The 17,736-nt window shown below is 71.8% G+C and carries 15 protein-coding genes; 7 read left to right on the top strand and 8 right to left on the bottom strand.

Annotated features, from left to right (window positions below):
* Window positions 1-46 precede the first annotated feature (46 nt).
* The gene (locus ACFYYF_RS09110; RefSeq protein ID WP_388772883.1) at window positions 47-1,159 is read right to left on the bottom strand and encodes a ferritin-like domain-containing protein; all 1,113 of its coding nucleotides are present in this window, start codon (window positions 1,157-1,159) and stop codon (window positions 47-49) included.
* A 140-nt stretch (window positions 1,160-1,299) separates the two neighbouring features.
* On the opposite strand from ACFYYF_RS09110, the gene ACFYYF_RS09105 reads away from it, so the two are divergent.
* The 4 genes from ACFYYF_RS09105 to ACFYYF_RS09090 all read left to right on the top strand — a co-directional run bounded on the left by ACFYYF_RS09105 (window position 1,300) and on the right by ACFYYF_RS09090 (window position 5,098).
* Window positions 1,300-2,229 (top strand): diiron oxygenase, encoded by a 930-nt coding sequence (locus ACFYYF_RS09105; protein WP_388772881.1) that lies wholly within the window; start codon window positions 1,300-1,302, stop codon window positions 2,227-2,229.
* 554 nt (window positions 2,230-2,783) lie between these two features.
* Window positions 2,784-3,509, top strand: coding sequence for a TetR/AcrR family transcriptional regulator (locus ACFYYF_RS09100; RefSeq protein ID WP_388772879.1), 726 nt, complete (start codon window positions 2,784-2,786; stop codon window positions 3,507-3,509).
* Window positions 3,510-3,519: 10 nt separating this feature from the next.
* The gene (locus ACFYYF_RS09095) at window positions 3,520-3,840 is read left to right on the top strand and encodes a hypothetical protein (protein WP_388772876.1); all 321 of its coding nucleotides are present in this window, start codon (window positions 3,520-3,522) and stop codon (window positions 3,838-3,840) included.
* A 109-nt stretch (window positions 3,841-3,949) separates the two neighbouring features.
* Window positions 3,950-5,098, top strand: coding sequence for an NlpC/P60 family protein (locus ACFYYF_RS09090; RefSeq protein ID WP_388772873.1), 1,149 nt, complete (start codon window positions 3,950-3,952; stop codon window positions 5,096-5,098).
* Between the two features lie 190 nt (window positions 5,099-5,288).
* On the opposite strand, the gene ACFYYF_RS09085 is transcribed toward ACFYYF_RS09090, so the two are convergent.
* Genes ACFYYF_RS09085 through ACFYYF_RS09065 form a run of 5 tightly spaced genes read right to left on the bottom strand, consistent with a single transcriptional unit; the run spans window position 5,289 to window position 11,264 of the window.
* Window positions 5,289-6,542, bottom strand: coding sequence for a styrene monooxygenase/indole monooxygenase family protein (locus tag ACFYYF_RS09085; RefSeq protein ID WP_388772871.1), 1,254 nt, complete (start codon window positions 6,540-6,542; stop codon window positions 5,289-5,291).
* Window positions 6,543-6,573: 31 nt separating this feature from the next.
* Window positions 6,574-7,212: an ATP/GTP-binding protein gene (locus ACFYYF_RS09080; protein WP_361683415.1), complete on the bottom strand. Its 639-nt coding sequence runs from the start codon at window positions 7,210-7,212 to the stop codon at window positions 6,574-6,576.
* Window positions 7,193-7,603 (bottom strand): DUF742 domain-containing protein, encoded by a 411-nt coding sequence (locus ACFYYF_RS09075; RefSeq protein WP_361683417.1) that lies wholly within the window; start codon window positions 7,601-7,603, stop codon window positions 7,193-7,195. Before ACFYYF_RS09075 ends, ACFYYF_RS09080 begins: the two co-directional genes overlap by 20 nt.
* On the bottom strand, window positions 7,603-8,103 hold the full coding sequence (locus ACFYYF_RS09070) for a roadblock/LC7 domain-containing protein (RefSeq protein ID WP_361683419.1): 501 nt from the start codon (window positions 8,101-8,103) through the stop codon (window positions 7,603-7,605). Before ACFYYF_RS09070 ends, ACFYYF_RS09075 begins: the two co-directional genes overlap by 1 nt.
* Complete coding sequence (locus ACFYYF_RS09065) at window positions 8,100-11,264, bottom strand: nitrate- and nitrite sensing domain-containing protein (RefSeq protein WP_388772866.1); 3,165 nt, start codon at window positions 11,262-11,264, stop codon at window positions 8,100-8,102. The genes ACFYYF_RS09070 and ACFYYF_RS09065 overlap by 4 nt, the downstream gene beginning before the upstream one ends.
* Window positions 11,265-11,620: 356 nt before the next feature.
* Between ACFYYF_RS09065 and ACFYYF_RS09060 the strand changes: the two genes are divergently transcribed.
* Entirely contained in the window at window positions 11,621-12,409 is a 789-nt protein-coding gene (locus ACFYYF_RS09060; RefSeq protein ID WP_388772863.1) for a protein phosphatase 2C domain-containing protein, read from the top strand.
* A gap of 360 nt (window positions 12,410-12,769) precedes the next feature.
* Here the strand turns inward: ACFYYF_RS09060 and ACFYYF_RS09055 are convergent, their stop codons facing one another.
* Window positions 12,770-13,288 (bottom strand): MarR family transcriptional regulator, encoded by a 519-nt coding sequence (locus ACFYYF_RS09055; protein WP_361683425.1) that lies wholly within the window; start codon window positions 13,286-13,288, stop codon window positions 12,770-12,772.
* Window positions 13,289-13,585: 297 nt separating this feature from the next.
* Between ACFYYF_RS09055 and ACFYYF_RS09050 the strand changes: the two genes are divergently transcribed.
* Window positions 13,586-14,404 (top strand): lysozyme, encoded by an 819-nt coding sequence (locus ACFYYF_RS09050; RefSeq protein ID WP_361683427.1) that lies wholly within the window; start codon window positions 13,586-13,588, stop codon window positions 14,402-14,404.
* 123 nt (window positions 14,405-14,527) lie between these two features.
* On the opposite strand, the gene lon is transcribed toward ACFYYF_RS09050, so the two are convergent.
* Complete coding sequence (lon, locus tag ACFYYF_RS09045) at window positions 14,528-16,942, bottom strand: endopeptidase La (protein ID WP_388772860.1); 2,415 nt, start codon at window positions 16,940-16,942, stop codon at window positions 14,528-14,530.
* 313 nt (window positions 16,943-17,255) lie between these two features.
* Between lon and ACFYYF_RS09040 the strand changes: the two genes are divergently transcribed.
* The gene (locus ACFYYF_RS09040; protein ID WP_361683431.1) at window positions 17,256-17,534 is read left to right on the top strand and encodes a hypothetical protein; all 279 of its coding nucleotides are present in this window, start codon (window positions 17,256-17,258) and stop codon (window positions 17,532-17,534) included.
* Window positions 17,535-17,736 lie beyond the last annotated feature (202 nt).

Raw genomic sequence — 17,736 nt, 5'->3', positions numbered from 1 at the left:
GGTCCGCGGGGGCCGTCGCTCTGCGGGACCACTCCGCCGACGGCTCCTAGTCCCCGGAGTCGGAGCCCTCGGCGATCGTCGACCCGATTTCCGCTATGCGGTCCCGTTCCTCGGCCGCGAACCGTTCCGCGTCCAGCTGTTCGGCGATCTCCTCGTCCTGGGCCATCAGGAGGTCCAGGTTGGAGTTGCCCATCTCGAACACGCCCATGTCCACGTAGGCCCGCTGGAGGCGTTCGCCCCACAGGCCGATGTCCTTGACGCACGGGACGATGCGGCTGAAGAGCAACTGGCGGAACAGGTGCAAGAATTCGGAGTTCTCACTGAACTCCTCGGCCTCCGCCCTGGGGATGCCGAAGTTCTCCAGGACCTCGACCCCGCGCAGCCTGTCCCGCATCAAGTAGCAGCCCTCGATGACGAATTCCTCGCGCTCGCGGAGTTCCGCGTCGGAGAGCTGCCGGTAGTAGTCGCGCAGGGCCATGCGGCCGAAGGCGACATGGCGCGCCTCGTCCTGCATCACGTACGACAGGATCTGCTTCGGCAGCGGCTTGTCGGTGGTGTCCCTGATCATCCCGAAGGCGGCCAGCGCCAGACCCTCGATCAGGACCTGCATGCCCAGGTAGGGCATGTCCCAGCGCGCGTCGCGGAGGGTGTCGCCGAGGAGTGCCTGGAGGTTGTCGTTGATCGGGTAGAGCATCCCGATCTTCTCGTGCAGGAAGCGGGAGTAGACCTCCGCGTGCCGGGCCTCGTCCATGGTCTGCGTGGCCGAGTAGAACTTGGCGTCGAGGTCGGGGACCGACTCCACGATCCGCGCCGCGCAGACCATCGCTCCCTGTTCACCGTGCAGGAACTGGCTGAACTGCCACGACGCGTAGTGCTTGCGCAGTTCGCCCTTGTCCCGGTCGGCCATCTTCGCCCAGTACGGGGTGCCGTACAGGGTCAGTGCCTCGTCGGGGGTGCCCAGCGGATCCTCGGGGTCGACCTCCAGGCTCCAGTCGATGCGTTTCTGGCCGTCCCACTGTTTGTCCTTGCCCTTCTGGTAGAGGGCGAGCAGCCGGTCACGACCGTCGTCGTACTCCCAGCTGAAGCGGGCAGCCCCCGAGGCCGGTACCTGCCAGAGGGGATCTCCCGAGTCCGCGGCGTACAGCTCATGCGTCGGCATACCTCGCAGGCTCACACGGAGTAGACGCGTCGTCAACAAGTCCGGCACAGGGGATTGACGAGCTTGCTGACAAGCAGTCTCATAAGTTGTGACCGCCGGTAACTTCTGAAGTGATCCCGTACGACGAGGTGGGAACAGCCATGACGACGGTGCCCGAGGCCGATGTGCTCCGTGACGCGCTCGGTCTGCTCAAGGACCGGGAGCAGGTGGCCGAGCGCCTCCTCGACTCCTCCGCGAAGCACTCCTTCGACCCCGACAAGGAGCTCGACTGGGACGCGCCCTTCGAGGACGGCAAGTGGTTCTGGCCGCCCGAGCTCGTGTCGCTGTACGACACTCCGCTGTGGCGGAAGATGGGCGAGGAGCAGCGGATCGCGCTGTCCCAGCACGAGGCGGCCGCGCTGGCCTCGCTGGGCATCTGGTTCGAGATCATCCTGATGCAGCTGCTGGTGCGGCACATCTACGACAAGGCGGCGACGAGCGCGCACGTGCGGTACGCGCTGACGGAGATCGAGGACGAGTGCCGGCACTCGAAGATGTTCGCGCGGCTGATCACGCGCGGGGGCACGCCGCACTACCCGGTGAGCCGGGCGCATCTGAATCTCGGGCGGCTGTTCAAGACCGTCTCGACCACTCCGGGGTCGTTCACGGCGACGCTGCTCGGCGAGGAGATCCTCGACTGGATGCAGCGGCTGACGTTCCCGGACGAGCGAGTGCAGACCCTCGTCCGGGGGGTCACGCGGATCCACGTCGTGGAGGAGGCGCGGCATGTCCGGTACGCCCGGGAGGAGTTGCGGCGGCAGATGCTGACCGCTCCGCGGTGGTCGCAGGAGTTCACGCGGCTCACCTCCGGCGAGTTCGCCCGCGTGTTCTCGGTGGCCTTCGTGAATCCGGACGTCTACACGAACGTCGGGCTCGACAAGCGTGAGGCTCTGGCGCAGGTGAAGGCCAGTGGGCACCGGCGGGATGTCATGCAGACCGGGGCCAAGAAGCTGACGGACTTCCTGGACGAGATCGGGGTGCTGCGGGGGGCCGGGCGGCGGCTGTGGAGGTCGTCGGGGCTGTTGGCCTGAGGCCGGCCGGGCGGGCGGGCTCGGAGCCGTATCGGATGGCTTCGGCGCCAGGGCCGGTTTCCGGGCTTCCGGGCTTCCGGGCTTCCGGGCTTCCGGGCTTCCGGGCTTCCGGGCTTCCGGGCTTCCGGGCTTCCGGGCTTCCGGGCTTCCGGGTGAGGCTCGGGGAAGGGCGCTGAGCCCTTCGCCCGGTGCGAGGCTCGGGCCCGGGGAAGGAGCGATGAGCCCTTCGCGGGGGGCGAGGCTCGGGCCCGGGAAGGGGCGCCAGGTTCTTCGTGGAGCGGGGCCGCGCCGGTGCATCCGCCCGCATCCGAACGGATCCCACCGGCGTTTCCGAGTGGACCTCGGTGATGATCCGTCCGGGCTGCGGGCATGTGATGTACGGGCACGGCCCCTCGCGTCGTACGGCGGCTGCGGGCCGTCTCCGGCTGGGGTCCGGTCCGGATTCACCGGCCGGCCCCGGGGAGCCATTGCTGGTGGTACGCGGCTCGGGCCTCCGCGTCTGGCCTTCCGTGCTGTACGAGGGTCTGCGCGGCGGGGCGGTTACGCTGCCGGACATGACCTCGCAGGCTTCCACCCCCGCTTACCGTCGGCTCAGTGTCGAGGAGCGGCGCAGTCAGTTGCTCGAAGCCGCGCTGTCCCTGTTCGCCCAGCGGGTGCCCGAGGACGTCTCACTGGACGATGTGGCGGAGGCCGCCGGGGTGTCGCGGCCGCTCGTGTACCGGTATTTCCCGGGCGGCAAGCAGCAGTTGTACGAGGCCGCCCTGCGGTCGGCCGCCGAGGAGCTGGAGCAGTGCTTCGCCGAGCCCGCCGAGGGGCCGCTGACCGAGCGGCTCTCCAGGGCGCTGGACCGCTACCTCGCGTTCGTGGACCAGCACGACGCCGGATTCAGCGCTCTGCTGCAGGGCGGCAGCGTCATCGAGACCTCGCGGACCACGGCCATAGTCGACGGGGTCCGCCGGGCGGCGGCGGACCACATCCTCGATCACCTGGCGGTGAGGGATCCCGGGCCGCGGCTGCGGATGACCGTACGGATGTGGATCACGGCCGTGGAGGCCGCCTCGCTGATCTGGCTCGACGAGGACAAGGAACCGCCGCTGGACGAGCTGCGGGACTGGCTCGTGGAGCAGTTCACGGCGGCGCTCGCGGTGAGCGCGGGGAGCGATCCGCAGACCGCGACGGTGGTCAGGGCCGCGCTCGCGATGGAGCGCTCCGACGGTATCGCGGGAGCGCTGGTCCGCCGGGTGCTGCCCGTTGTCGGGAATGCGGCCCACCTGCTGTGACACTGGTCGGGTGAAGAGCGAAGACACACCCTTTGTCGGCGGCCCGCTGGACGGGCGCGTCCTGCCGGTCCTGCTCGGGATCACCGGTCACCCGCCGAAGACGTACCGGATCCCGGTGCCCGACCCGGACGGCGGCCGGTCCACCGTGCTGGTCTACCGGCGCGTCCAGGCCGCCACCAGCAAGCGGCTCGGGCTGCACCAGGGGTGGAAGTACGAGTACGACCCCGAGGGCGAGGCGTCGGTACGCCGGTTCAGCTGGCCCTGGTCCCCCGGCACGCACAAGGGCACGGGCAGCGGCGGCGCCACGCCGGGCGGCAACGCCGACGAGTGAGGTTCTTGGGCCGAAGCGCTCTCCCGGCGGGCGCCCGGGGTGCGGTGGTCCGATCCTTCCGGTGCGAGACGGGTGGTGGACGGGCCACCCCGGCACCGGAGGTGATGACGTGTCAGGAAGGCTTCTGCGTCTGGTCTGCACGGGGGCCGTGGCGGTCGGAGCGCTGCTTCCCTCCACGCCCGCGGTGGCCGCGCCCGAGCCCGGCTCCGGCGCCCCGCCGTCCGTCGCCACGCTGCTGACGGATCTTCAGCGGCTGTACCGGGACGCCGAACGCGCCACCGAGACGTACAACGGCACCGCCGAGAAGCTGGAGAAGCAGCGCGCCGAGGTCGCCCGGCTCGACGCCCGGCTCGCCCGGGCCCGCCTGTCGCTGGAGGACAGCCGGACCGCCGCCGGGCGGCTGGCCCGGCAGCAGTACCAGGGCGCCGACGAGATCTCCCCCTACGTACGACTGCTGCTCGCCCGGGATCCGCAGCACGCCCTCGACCAGGGGCACCTGATCGGGCAGTTGTCCCTGGAGCGGGCCCAGACCGTACGGCGGGTCGCGGGCGGCGAGAAGCGGACCGACGGGCTCGCGCGGGCGGCCCGCAAGGCGCTGGACGGACAACTCTCCCTCGCCGCGCGGCAGAAGAAGGAGCGGGACGAGGTGCGTGAGCGTCTTGACGACGTGGAGCGGCTGCTCGCCTCGCTGACCGCGGAACAGATCGCCGAGATGAACCGGGTCGAGAAGTCGGGAACCGACGCGGCGCAGAAAAAGATCATGGCGTCCGGCGCGCTCAGCAGCGTGCGTCCGCCCACGCGGGAGGGCGCGGAGGCGCTGCGCTACGCCGTCGAGCAGATCGGGAAGCCGTACGAGTGGGGTGCGGAGGGCCCGAAGGCCTACGACTGCTCGGGGCTGACGTCACAGGCCTGGGAGCGGGCCGGCCGGGCCATCCCGCGCACCAGTCAGGAGCAGTGGGCCGAGCTTCCGAGGATCCCGCTCGACAAGCTGCGGCCCGGCGATCTGGTGATCTACTTCCCCGAAGCCACGCACGTCGCGATCTACCTGGGCGACGGGATGGTGGTGCAGGCGCCGCGGCCCGGAACACGGATCAAGGTGTCCCCCATCGCGGCCAACCCCCTGCTGGGCGCCGTCCGCCCGGATCCGGACGGGGAGCCGCTGGGGCACTACACCCCGCCCGAGCTCCCCGAACACGCCACGGAAGGCTCCGACGCGGGCTTCGCCCCGGGCAGGCCGGCCACCGTGACGACGGGGTAGGACCGGCCGGCGCGCGACCGGTCACGCGATGGCCCCCGTCCGTGATCAGCCGCCTCGGACCCCCCCTCGGACCCTCGCACCGAACGGAGCGCGGGCCGCGGCCGTCCTGGGGCCAGGAAGACATCACGGGGTCGACGGGTCCGTCGCCGCCCGGCCCCCGAGAGGGCCGGGGCGGCTGACCGTGACGGGTTCAGGCCCCGGTGACCGACGCCAGGTAGGCGTTCGTCTTCTCCGGGTCGAAGAAGAAGTTCTCGAAGTCGGCCGGGTTGTTGAAGCCGTTCGCGAAGCGGTCGGCCACGGGCTGGAGTTGGCCCGCCGCGCCGATCAGGTTGAGCACGTGCTCCGGCGGGACGCCCAGCATCGCGTTGGTCCACTTGGTGACGTGCTGGGCGGTGTCCCAGTAGCGGTCGAACGTCGCCTGCATCCACTCCTCGTCGAAGGGCTTGTCGCCCTGCTCGACGATCGACGCGAGGTAGGCGGCGGCGCACTTGGAGGCCGAGTTGGAGCCCTGGCCGGTGATCGGGTCGTTGGCCACGACGACGTCGGCGACGCCGAGGACCAGTCCGCCGCCGGGGAGACGGCCGATCGGGTTGCGGACCGTGGGTGCGTACCGCCCGGACAACGTGCCGCCCGCGTCGGTCAGTTCGACGTTGGTGGCGCGCGCGTACTCCCAGGGCGTGAACCGCTCCATGAGTTCCAGGGTCAGCGAAAGGTGCTCGGCGGGGTCCTTGACGCCGTTGAACACGTCGAGCGGGCCGCCGGGGATGCCCTCCCAGAACAGGATGTCGGCGCGTCCCGAGGTCGTGAGGGTCGGCATGATGAACAGCTCGCCGACACCGGGGACCAGGTTGCAGCGGACCGCGTCGTAGTCCGGGTGCTCCGGGCGCGGGCCCAGGCCGTGCACGTACGACACCGCGAGGGCGCGCTGCGGCTCGGTGTACGGGGAACGTTCGGCGTCACGGCCGAACATCGAGACGAGCTCGCCCTTGCCCGCCGAGACGAGCACCAGGTCGTAGGCCCGGGAGAAGTAGTCGAGGTCGGAGACCGCGGCACCGTGGATGACCAGCTGGCCGCCGCGCTGCGCGAACGTCTCCATCCAGCCGGCCATCTTGACCCGCTGGTCGACCGACTGCGCGTAGCCGTCGAGCTTGCCGACCCAGTCGATGGCGCGCTGCGAGGGACCCGGGTCGAACGAGCCGGGGACCGCGACGGAGACCCCGAGCCCTTCGATCTTCGGGGCCTGGGACTCCCAGAAGTTGAGCTGAAGATCGCGTTCGTGCTGGAGCGCCGTGTCGAACATGCACTGCGTCGACATGACCCGGCCGGAACGGATCTCGTCCGCCGTCCGGTTCGACATCAGGGTGACCTCGTACCCCTGCGACTGGAGTCCGAGGGCGAGCTGGAGTCCGGACTGGCCGGCTCCCACGACGAGTATCTTCCGCATGCGGGGTGCTTCTCCTAGGGGTCGGGCGTCCCTATTCGGGGCTGACTTCGAGCGCGTGGCCGACGAGCGCGAGCAGGGTCTCGACGACCGAGATCTTGCGGCGCGCGTCCATGATCATGACAGGTATGTGCGGAGGAACCGTGAGGGCTTCGCGCACATCCTCCGGCTCGAACTCGTCGGTCCCGTCGAAGTGGTTGACGGCGACGACGTACGGCAGCCCGCAGCTCTCGAAGTAGTCGAGCGCCGGGAAGCAGTCCGAGAGGCGGCGGGTGTCGGCGAGGACCACCGCGCCGATCGCACCGCGCACCAGGTCGTCCCACATGAACCAGAACCGCTGCTGGCCCGGCGTACCGAAGAGGTAGAGCACCAGGTCGTCGTCGAGCGTGATGCGCCCGAAGTCCATGGCCACGGTGGTGGTCAGCTTGTCCGGCGTACCCGTGAGGTCGTCGGTTTCCTCGCTGGCCTGCGTCATCAGCGCCTCCGTCTGGAGAGGGGTGATCTCCGAGACGGACGTGACGAGGGTGGTCTTGCCGACGCCGAAGCCGCCGGCCACCACGATCTTCGTGGCGATCGGCGCGCGCGTGCGGTCCGTCTGCCAGGCCTGCAGATTCTCCTCGTCGTCGAGGAGGGGGGCGACGCCAGGTTCGGCGTCAGAGACGGCGGAGTCCACTCAGCACCCTTTCCAGCAGGGCACGGTCGGGCTGTCCCGGGCCGTGACCTGTTCCGTACACACGGATCTTCCCCTGGTCCGCCAGGTCGCTCAAGAGCACGCGGACCACTCCGAGCGGCATCCTGAGAAGAGCGGCGATCTCGGCCACCGTACGCATCCGGCGGCAGAGTTCGACGATGGCCCGCATCTCGGGCATGACCCGGGTGGTGAGCGAGCCGGCGGTCAGCTCCTTGCGCGCCTCCGGGGCCTCCAGCGCCGCCACGAACGTCTCCACCAGCAGGACGTGGCCGAAGCGCGTCCGTCCGCCGGTGAGCGAATAGGGGCGTACGCGGGCGGGCTTGCGGTCGCCGCCGCGGACCGGGAGCTTCTTGACGACGTTCGACGCGGTCATCAGGCACTCCCGGGAGCGTCGGCCTCGAGAGATTTTCGGAGCTCGATGCGCAGCTCGGGGGTCAGGACGTGTCCGGCCCGGCCGACGAAGAGCGCCATGTGGTACGCCACCACGCTCATGTCGCAGTCCGCGGAACCGTGCACGCCGAGCAGCGATCCGTCGCTGATCGCCATGACGAAGAGGCTGCCCTCGTCCATCGCGACCATGGTCTGCTTGACGCCGCCGCTGTCCATCAGCTTCGCGGCGCCGAGGGTGAGGCTGCCGATGCCGGAGACGATGGTGGCGAGGTCGGCCGCGGAGCCCTTGGGCCCGGCCGGCCTGGCGCTGTCGGCCGTCCTCGCCTCGGCGTTGCGGCCGGGGTCGGAGGAGAGCAGCAGCAGGCCGTCGGAGGAGACGACCGCGACCGACTGGAGGCCGGGCACCTCCTCGACGAGATTGGTCAGCAGCCAGTGCAGGTTACGTGCTTCGCTGCTCAGGCCGAAGGTACTGGTCGCGGTCAACTGCTTGCCTCCTCGACTGTGCCCCCCGATGCTTCTACGTCCTGGGTGCCGGTCCCGTGCGCGGTGGGCGCGGGTCCGGCGGGCGCGTGTGCGGGTGCGGGGGCCGGCGGGGTCTGTCCTTCGGGCGTGGGGGTCTCCGCCGTCCGGTCGGCGATCTCGGCCTCCACGTCGCGACGGCCTTCGATCGCACCCCGGTGGAACCCGCCGAGCCTGCGGCGCAGGGCTTCGGCGTCCACTCCGCCCACGCGGGGCCGCGGGGCGGCGGCGGGGGCGGAGATCTTCGGTGTGCGTTTGGGCAGGCCCTTGTCGGTGAGCCTGGGGTGTTCGTCGGCGACGCGCTCGTCGTCGCCGGCCCGCTCGTGGTCGTCGGGGCCGATGGCGTACGGGTCGGCGGCGGCATCCGCGGGAGTGCCGGCGTGGGTGGCGCCGGCCTGGTGGGGGGCGCCGGGCGTACCGGTGGTGCCGGGGGCCGCGCCCGCGGGGGCCTCGGTGGCCGTCCCCGTGGGGGCGTCCGCCGTCCGAGGGCGTTCCGCGGAGGGTTCGCCGGCGGCCGGCGCCGCTTCGGCGCCGGTGACGCCGGGGGTCGTCGCGTCCGTGGCGGGAGCCGGCTCGGCGGCGTCGGGCGCCTCGGCGGGGGCCGGGGCGGGTGCGTCGGCCGTTCCGGCCGTCCCCGTCGTGCCGGTCGGTTCCTCGGCCGCGTCCGACGCGGGGGCCTCCGGGGCGAGCTCCGGGAGCAGCAGCTCCATCGTCGTCTCGGACGGGCTCTCCGGTTCGGGCACGCGGGGCGCCGGGATGACCGGGACCTGGGTGGCCGGTCCTGACTCGGCGGCAGGTGTCCCCCCGGGTTCCGTCTCCGGTTCGGTGGCGGATTCCTGGAGGGTCGCCTCGGCCGCCGCGATCAGCGGGTCCTCGTCGTCGGCCGGGGCCGTCGCCGAGGCGCGCAGGATCGAACGGCCGCGCAGCACATTGGAGTTGGCCTCGGCGTCGGCGCCGGGCAGGGTCACCGCGGGAGCTCCGCCGGCCAGCCGGACGGCGTCGGGGACGGTGGACGCCGGGGCGGCGGCGAGCAGCGCCTTCGGCAGGACGACCACGGCGGCCACCCCGCCCTGCTTCTGCTCGCGCAGCTTCACCCGCACGCCGTGCCGGTGGGCGAGCCGGGCCACGACGTACAGGCCGAGCCCGAGTCCCTCGCCGCTCTCCTGGTCGTAGGTGTCCTCCGGGTCGAACTCGGAGAGGCGGGCGTTGAGGTGCCTCATCCGCTCGTCGGTCATGCCGATGCCCTCGTCCTGCACGGAGAGCATCACGTCACCGCTCTCCAGCAGCCAGCCGGAGACCTCGACGGGTACGTCGGGCGGCGAGAACGCGGTGGCGTTCTCCAGGAGTTCGGCCACCAGGTGGCTGATGTCGTCGGCGGCGTACCCGGCGATGTGCGCGTGCGGGGGCAGCGCGGCGATGCGTACCCGTTCGTACCGTTCGATCTCGCTGACCGAGGCCCGCGCGATGTCCACGAGCGGGACCGGGCCCGCGTGGTGCTGGACGTGTTCCGCGCCCGCGAGGACGAGAAGGTTCTCGCTGTGCCGCCGCATGACGGTGGCGAAGTGGTCGAGCTTGAAGAGGGTGGAGAGGCGGTCCGGGTCCTGCTCGCGCTCCTCCAGGCCCTCGATGACTCCGAGCTGGCGCTCCACGAGGCCGAGGGTGCGCAGCGCGAGGTTCACGAAGGTGCTGTGGATGGTGCCGCGCACCTGCTCCAGGTGGGCGGCCGCCTCGGCGAGTTCGCCGCGCAGCCGGTCGCGCTCGTCGGCCATCTGCTGGCGCTGGCCGATGAGGTGCTTGCGGTCGCCTTCGAGGGTGGTGTTCCGCTCGTGCAGGGTGGCCACGTGCTGGTGCAGCGCGTTGACGGAGCGGACGACCTGGGCGAACTCGTCGTTGCGGCCGGTGAACTTGACCGGTTCCGCGGAGGACGGGTCGGCGGCGAGCCGGGCCGAGCCGAGCCGCAGGACGGCGAGCGGCCTGGTGAGGGTGCGGGCCATGGCCATCGTCATGCCGGCCGCGACGAGCATCAGGACGCCGAGGAGGGTGACGCGCAGCTCCAGCGCGGTGACGTCGTCGTCCCGCAGCTTCGCGAGGTCCTTGCTGCGGTGGTCGTTGAGGGAGGCCTCCGCGCCGCGCATCAGGTCGATCCGGGCGGACAGGGCCGCGTCCAGCTTCTTGGTGTTGGTGCCGAGCCCGGCGTCGGAGAGCGTGGGCTGCCCGGTGAGGTTCGCCAGGTACTTCTCCGCGGAGCCGACGTCCGGACCGGTGACCGTGGAGTCGTACGACGTCACGGCCTGCTTGGGCGCGGTCTCGCGGAAGTCCGCGACGGCCGCGTCGGAGCGGAGGCGCGCCTGCTGGGCGGCGGCGCTCAGCGCGTCGCGCTGCTTGGTGTCGGCGGCCGAGGTGACGTTCGTGGTGCTCGTCAGGCCCGTGACCGGGTTGTAGACACTCTGGGTGGTGTGCGGGATGCCGAGGGCCGCCAGGAGCAGTCCGCGGGCTGCGGCGGACTGCTGGACGGCGGTGTCCAGCTCGGCGAGGGCGTGTGCGCCGGAGCCCGCGCGCGGCGGCATCCGATCGGCCAGGTCCTCGGCGAGGGCGTGGAGTTCGGCGATGGCGTCGGAGTACGACTGGTGCGCCTCCAGAGCGGTGCTCTTGCCGGTGAGCGCCGCCCGCCTGAGCGTCGCGATGCCGTCGAGGTCGTCGAGCAGGGCGGCGGGGGCGTCCGCGTCCGCGCGCAGCTCCTCGACCTGCCGGTCGACCAGGGCGCTGCGCTTCTCGGAGGGCGCCTTGGCCCGGGGCCTGCCGGCCGCGACGTACGTGGTGACCTCGTCGCGCTCGTCGGCCAGCGCGTGCGCGAGGGTCAGCGCCTGCTGGGTGCGCTGGGCGAGCGTCACCAGGTTCTGGGAGTCGTTCAGTTCCTGTGAGGCGGTCAGCACCATGGGCGCGCCGGCTCCGGCGATGGCGGCCGCGACGACCGCCACGGCCACGATCAGCCGGTTGCGTACATGGGCGGTCCTGCCCCGGCCCGTGGAGCCGGTGGCGTCGCCGACGGCGCCACCCTCTGTGGAGTTGGAGGCCGTCTTCTTGCCTGTGCGCCTCGGCCGCGTCTTCTGCACCGGTGCTCGCATTCCTGACTCGTGTACCCATTTGGGGCCCGGGTGACGTCCCGTCAATCGCGGCGTACGCCCGGTACGGCTCCCGACCCTCCCAGTGCCGGTGGGCAGTGGTCCCGCATCATCTGACCCGCCACCCGAAGGAGTGAACATCGGAGGGGAGTTGGCGGGCAAGTCTCCCCGGCGCCCGCGACCGGCCCGCGCGGCGGGCCGGTTGGACGTCGGGGACGGGCTTTGGCAGTATTCGCCGCCACGTTTTGCCGGAGTCGATCATTCCAGGCCAAACCCGGCGCCGGAGCCGCTGAACCGCACGTCGGGCGTTCCCCGGGTCCTTTCGGCTCCCTTGTGAAGGGCTCGTGCAGACTGGCGGAATGCGCGCTGAACTCGTGTCGGAGTCCGGGGACCCGGACCGCCCCAATGAGGACTTCGCATCGGTCGGGCTTCCGGCTTCAGGACAGGGCGGTTCACTGATCGTGCTCGACGGGGTGACACCGCCCCGGGGTGACGACGGCTGTCTGCATTCCGTCCCCTGGTTCTGCGCACGGCTCGGCGGGGCGCTGACCGAACTGTCCGTTTCGCAGGGGGATTTACCCCTCCCGGAGGTCCTGTCCCGGGCGATTCGCCGTGTCGCCGACGCCCACGCCGACACCTGTGACCTTTCTCACCCGCGCACGCCTCAGGCAACCGTGGTCCTCGCGCGGTGGTCCCCGTCGCAGGTGGAGTACCTGATCCTCTCGGACTCGGCCCTGCTGGTGGAGTCCCCCGCCGGAGAGGTCACCGTGCTGCTGGACGACCGGCTCGACCGGCTCCCCCGCGCGTCCCTCGTCTCGGACGCCGTCGCCGACTCCACCGTCCGCAACAAGGAGGGCGGCTTCTTCACGGCGGCCGCGGATCCCTCGGTGGCCTCCCGGGCGGTGACGGGGACGCTTCCCCGGTCCTCGGTGCGCGCCCTGACGGCTCTCACGGACGGCGCCACCCGGTGGGTCGAGAGGTTCCACGCGGGCGACTGGGCCGAGCTGTTCGCGCTGGTGCGCGAGGAGGGCTCCGCCTCGCTCGTCGAGCGCGTACGACACCTGGAGCGCACGGACGCCGCGGACCGGCCGGGGGCCCGGAGGGGCAAGACGCACGACGACGCGACGGTGGTGTTCGTGGAGCTGTGAGGGAACCCGGACGGCACGGCGAGCGCGGCCGCGCCGACCGGCGGGCCGAGCCTCGATCACCGGCCCGGCCGGGCACGTCCCGCGACGAAGGCCACGGGCCACGGACGCCGATCCACCGAGGCCACGTCCCGTAGGGAGAAGCACCGGCGCCGGTTCGGCGCGGGCCGGCCCCACGGGCGGAGCTGCGGACGCCGATACAGCCGGAACCGGTTCCCTCGGAGAGGACCGCGGACGCCGGTCACGGGGGCGGAGCTGCGGGCGTCGGTCCGGCGGGGGCCGCCTTCCTCGGCGAGGGCCGCGCGCTGGTCCGGGGCGGGCTGCTTGCCTCGGCGTGAGGCGTCGGCGCCGGTCCGGCGGGGGTTACTTCTCCATGCCGCGGTTGAGCTGGTTCAGCAGGCGGGCGAGTTCCGCCACCTCGTTCTGGTCCCAGTGGGCGAGTTGGCGGACATAGCGGGCCCGGCGGGCCTCGCGGACGCTGGAGACGCGACCGCGGCCCTCGTCGGTGAGGTGGACGAGCCAGGCGCGGCCGTCGGCCGGGTCGGGTTCGCGCGCGACCAGGCCCAGTTCCTCCAGGGCGCGGAGCTGACGGGACATCGTGGCCTTGCCGACGCCGATGTAGGCGGCGAGTTCCGTGGCGCGCTGGCGGCCGCACTCCTCCAGCCGGACGAGGAGTCCGTACGCGGCGGACTCCAGGTCCGGGTGCACCTCGCGGGCCATCTCCCCCTGGTTGGCACGGGCGCGGCGCAGGAACACGGTCAACTCGCGTTCCAGGGAAAGGAACTCGCGGTCCCCGACGTCGCGCGTCACGGGCCGGTCCACACCATTTCCCGACACGCCGGATTCGACCGGACGTCCGCCGTCGTTCCCGCCCTCGTGCACGTCAGCACCCCTGACCCGGTTTCCCGATCCTGAAAGTTTCTGCCAGAACTCACCGTTGCCGCAGCTCCGCCAGTATTTCGCAGGCGTAGACCAACGGCAGCCTCCGGCCCCTCTTCCCACGCCGTCGTCTACGTGCGTAGCTTCTTTATCAGACACCTTTACTGGCATGCGCACGCCACTCCCAGGCCGACGACGACCTGATCCCCCCGGGGCACGCATGCCCGCGCTCTCCCCCCACCGAGCTCCACCGAGCTCCCCCAGGGCTCCGGAGCTCCCTCGCCCTTCGGAGGCACGCACATGTCCGTGCACAGATCCGGAACGGCCCGCCGCCTGCGTGTGCTCGCGGCCGGAACCCTGCTCGCCGCCTTCTCCCTCCTCTCCACCCTCCCCTCCTCCGCCGCCGACGTCCCCGCCCGGGGCACCGCCCGGATGGGCATCGGAGTCGTCGCCCACGACGGTCAGGGCGGCACGCCGACCACCGGCAACGCCACCCAGACGGAAGGGGTCGACGTCGCCGGCTACCAGGGCAACGTCGCCTGGTCGACGCTGTGGAACAGCGGAGTCAGGTGGGCCTACACCAAGGCGAGCGAGGGGACGTACTACACGAACCCGTACTTCGCCCAGCAGTACAACGGCGCCTACGACATCGGCATGATCCGCGGGGCGTACCACTTCGCGACCCCCGACACCACGACGGGCGCCACCCAGGCCAACTACTTCGTCGACCACGGCGGCGGCTGGTCGGGCGACGGCAAGACGCTGCCCGGCACCCTCGACATCGAGTGGAACCCGTACGGGGCCGCCTGCTACGGGAAGACACAGAGCGCGATGGTGAGCTGGATCAGCAGCTTCCTCAGCCAGTACAAGGCCAGGACCGGCCGTGACGCGGTGATCTACACGGCCGCGAGCTGGTGGACGCAGTGCACCGGAAACTACGGCGGCTTCGCCTCGGCCAACCCCCTGTGGATCGCGCGGTACGCCTCCGATCCGGGGACGCTCCCGGCGGGCTGGGGCTACTACACGATGTGGCAGTACACGTCGTCGGGACCGACGGTCGGGGACCACGACAAGTTCAACGGCGCCCTGGACCGGGTCAAGGCCCTCGCCACCGGCTGACCGGCACCCGCCCGGGCCCCCGCCGGGGGCGGGCACACCCCCGCCGTACGGCGCGGGCGCAGGGCACGGCGAAGGCCCGGGCCTCCCTCACGGGACCCGGGCCTTCCCTTCCGGCGGCGTCCGTCACGCCGCCACCGGAACCTCCGGCACGGCACCGTTCGTCGCCGGCGCCAGTGCCAGCTCCAGGACCTGGCGGACGTCCGTGACGGTGTGGACGTCGAGCTTCTCCAGGACCTCGGCCGGGACGTCGTCCAGATCGGCCTCGTTGCGCTTGGGGATGATCACGGTCGTGACACCCGCCCGGTGCGCGGCGAGCAGCTTCTGCTTCACCCCGCCGATCGGCAGGACCCGCCCGGTCAGCGAGACCTCACCGGTCATGGCCACGTCCGTGCGGACCAGCCGGCCCGACAGCAGCGACGCCAGGGCGGTCGTCATCGTGACACCCGCGCTCGGGCCGTCCTTCGGGACCGCGCCCGCCGGGAAGTGGATGTGCGCGCCACGGTCCTTCAGGTCGCCGACGGGGAGTTCGAGCTCCGCGCCGTGCGAGCGCAGGAAGGAGAGCGCGATCTGCGCCGACTCCTTCATCACGTCGCCGAGCTGGCCCGTGAGGGTCAGACCGGCCGCGCCCGTCTCCGGGTCCGCCAGCGAGGCCTCCACGTAGAGGACGTCACCGCCCGCTCCCGTGACCGCCAGACCGGTGGCGACACCCGGCACCGCCGTGCGGCGCTCGGCCGGGTCCTGCGCCGACTCGGGCACGTGGTGCGGGCGCCCGATGAGCTCGCGCAGATCGGCGTCGGTCACCGTGAACGGCAGCTCCCTGCGGCCCAGTTCGTGCTGGGCCGCGACCTTGCGCAGCAGTCGGGCGATGCCCCGCTCCAGGTTCCGCACGCCCGCTTCCCGGGTGTACTCCCCCGCGAGCTTGCGCAGCGCGCCCTCGTCGAGGACGACCTCGTCCTTCTCCAGACCGGCCCGCTCCAGCTGACGCGGCAGCAGGTGGTCCCGGGCGATGACGACCTTCTCGTCCTCGGTGTAGCCGTCGAGGCGGACCAGCTCCATACGGTCGAGCAGGGCCTCCGGGATGGCTTCCAGGACGTTGGCCGTGGCGAGGAACACGACGTCGGAGAGGTCGAGTTCGACCTCCAGGTAGTGATCGCGGAAGGTGTGGTTCTGCGCCGGGTCGAGGACTTCGAGCAGCGCCGCCGCCGGGTCGCCCCGGAAGTCGGAGCCGACCTTGTCGATCTCGTCGAGCAGGACCACCGGGTTCATCGACCCGGCCTCCTTGATGGCGCGGACGATCCGGCCGGGCAGCGCGCCGACGTACGTACGGCGGTGTCCGCGGATCTCGGCCTCGTCGCGGACGCCGCCGAGGGCGACGCGGACGAACTTGCGGCCCATGGCGTGCGCGACGGACTCGCCGAGCGAGGTCTTGCCGACCCCGGGCGGGCCGACGAGCGCGAGCACGGCACCGCCGCGCCGGCCGCCGACGACTCCGAGACCGCGCTCGGAGCGCCGCTTGCGCACCGCGAGGTACTCGGTGATCCGCTCCTTCACGTCTCCCAGACCCGCGTGCTCGGCGTCGAGCACGGCCTGTGCGCCCCTGATGTCGTACGCGTCCTCGGTCCGCTCGTTCCACGGCAGCTCCAGGACGGTGTCGAGCCAGGTCCGGATCCAGCTGCCCTCGGGCGACTGGTCACTGGACCGCTCCAGCTTCTCGACCTCCTTGAGGGCGGCCTCGCGGACGCTCTCGGGAAGGTCGGCGGCCTCGACCCGGGCGCGGTAGTCGTCGGACTCGTCCTCGCCGTCCTCACCCTTGAGGTCGCGCAGCTCCTTGCGTACGGCTTCGAGCTGGCGGCGCAGCAGGAACTCGCGCTGCTGCTTGTCGACGCCCTCCTGGACGTCCTTGGCGATGGACTCGGCGACGTCCTGCTCGGCGAGGTGCTCGCGGAGCTGTTCGGTGGCGAGCTTGAGCCGGGCCACCGGGTCGGCGGTCTCCAGCAGCTCGACCTTCTGTTCCACGGTGAGGAACGGTGAGTAACCGGAATTGTCGGCAAGGGCGGAGACGTCGTCGATCTGCTGCACCCGGTCCACGACCTGCCAGGCGGCGCGCTTGCGCAGCCAGCTCGTGGCCAGAGCCTTGTACTCCTTCACCAGGTCGGCGACCCGGCCGGGCAGCGGGTCGGGCACGGTCTCCTCGACCCGGGTGCCCTCGACCCACAGTGCGGCACCGGGACCGGTGGTCCCCGCGCCCACCCTCACGCGCCCGCGCCCGCGGATCAGCGCGCCCGGGTCGCCGTCGGCCAGCCGGCCGACCTGTTCGACCGTGCCGAGCACGCCGGTGCTCGCGTAGGTCCCGTCGATGCGCGGCACCAGGAGTACCTGGGGCTTGCCGGGCGTTGAACGGGCGGCGGACTGGGCCGCCTCCACCGCGGCGCGCACATCGGGATCGTTCAGATCGAGCGGAACAACCATTCCGGGCAGCACTACCTCGTCGTCGAGCGGCAGCACGGGCAGGGTGAGTGATGCGGACGTCGAAGCCATGATCTCCCCTTCGGCATTCAAGTTGAGCTATGTCGACTCAATGCACGGGGGCTCCGCAATGTTCCCCGGCCGCCGTTCGCTCTGAGCGATCGCTTGCCTGCCGCTGATCCGCGGGGGAAGTCCGCCACCGGTCCGCGGGGAACTGGGGGCTCGACCGGGGACTCCGCCACCTGTCCGGCGTCCGGGAGGAAGTCCTCAACCGATCAGCAGGGGATGTCCACCGTCGATCCGCGGGAGATGCCCGCCGCCGAACCGCGGGAGATGTCCCGTCGCCCGGGATGCGGGGTGGCCGTCCGCCTCGGATCGTGGAGGCATGAACCATCACCTCGCCCAGAACAAGCTCGACATCGACACCCGGCTCGTCACGACCGGCGCCGTGCTCACCGCGGCCGGCGCAGTGGTGGCGTGCACCGGCATGGTCATCGCGGCCGCCGCCGTGTTCGCGGCGGGCCGGCGCATGATCCGCGCCATGGACGTGCCTCCGTCGCAGGTGGCGGCCATGAAGTGGCGGCAGGCGAAGGAGGCCTCCCTGGCGGGCGTGCAGGCGTGGCAGACCGCCTCCGACTCCCAGAACGGCGCGCCCGTCCGTTGACCGCCCTCCCTCCGACGGCTCAACGGGCCGCCTCCCGTCCGCCGGGACGAGGAGAAGGCCCGTGAGCCGCGAAGGGGGGCCGCGGCGACCGGGTCCGAAGCCCCGGGCGGAACCGCCGGCCCGCAATACCCTCCGCCCCCCGGCGACCTCCGACCCGTGCCGCCCCCTGCCCGCGACGGCTTCCGGCCGTGGCCATCTCTGG

Source organism: Streptomyces sp. NPDC001914 (assembly GCF_042891215.1).
Lineage (GTDB): Bacteria > Actinomycetota > Actinomycetes > Streptomycetales > Streptomycetaceae > Streptomyces.
The sequence above is the reverse complement of the archived record's forward strand: the minus strand, read 5'-3'. Positions and strand labels throughout refer to the sequence as shown.

What these genes read in the sequence shown, in the direction of transcription:
- ACFYYF_RS09110 (WP_388772883.1), bottom strand. Translation starts at nt 1,159, where the DNA reads ATGCCGACGCATGAGCTGTACGCCGCGGACTCGGGAGATCCCCTCTGG.
- ACFYYF_RS09075 (WP_361683417.1), bottom strand. Translation starts at nt 7,603, where the DNA reads ATGACCGCGTCGAACGTCGTCAAGAAGCTCCCGGTCCGCGGCGGCGAC.
- ACFYYF_RS09105 (WP_388772881.1), top strand. Translation starts at nt 1,300, where the DNA reads ATGACGACGGTGCCCGAGGCCGATGTGCTCCGTGACGCGCTCGGTCTG.
- ACFYYF_RS09060 (WP_388772863.1), top strand. Translation starts at nt 11,621, where the DNA reads ATGCGCGCTGAACTCGTGTCGGAGTCCGGGGACCCGGACCGCCCCAAT.
- ACFYYF_RS09050 (WP_361683427.1), top strand. Translation starts at nt 13,586, where the DNA reads ATGTCCGTGCACAGATCCGGAACGGCCCGCCGCCTGCGTGTGCTCGCG.
- ACFYYF_RS09065 (WP_388772866.1), bottom strand. Translation starts at nt 11,264, where the DNA reads ATGCGAGCACCGGTGCAGAAGACGCGGCCGAGGCGCACAGGCAAGAAG.
- ACFYYF_RS09100 (WP_388772879.1), top strand. Translation starts at nt 2,784, where the DNA reads ATGACCTCGCAGGCTTCCACCCCCGCTTACCGTCGGCTCAGTGTCGAG.
- ACFYYF_RS09040 (WP_361683431.1), top strand. Translation starts at nt 17,256, where the DNA reads ATGAACCATCACCTCGCCCAGAACAAGCTCGACATCGACACCCGGCTC.
- ACFYYF_RS09085 (WP_388772871.1), bottom strand. Translation starts at nt 6,542, where the DNA reads ATGCGGAAGATACTCGTCGTGGGAGCCGGCCAGTCCGGACTCCAGCTC.
- lon (WP_388772860.1), bottom strand. Translation starts at nt 16,942, where the DNA reads ATGGCTTCGACGTCCGCATCACTCACCCTGCCCGTGCTGCCGCTCGAC.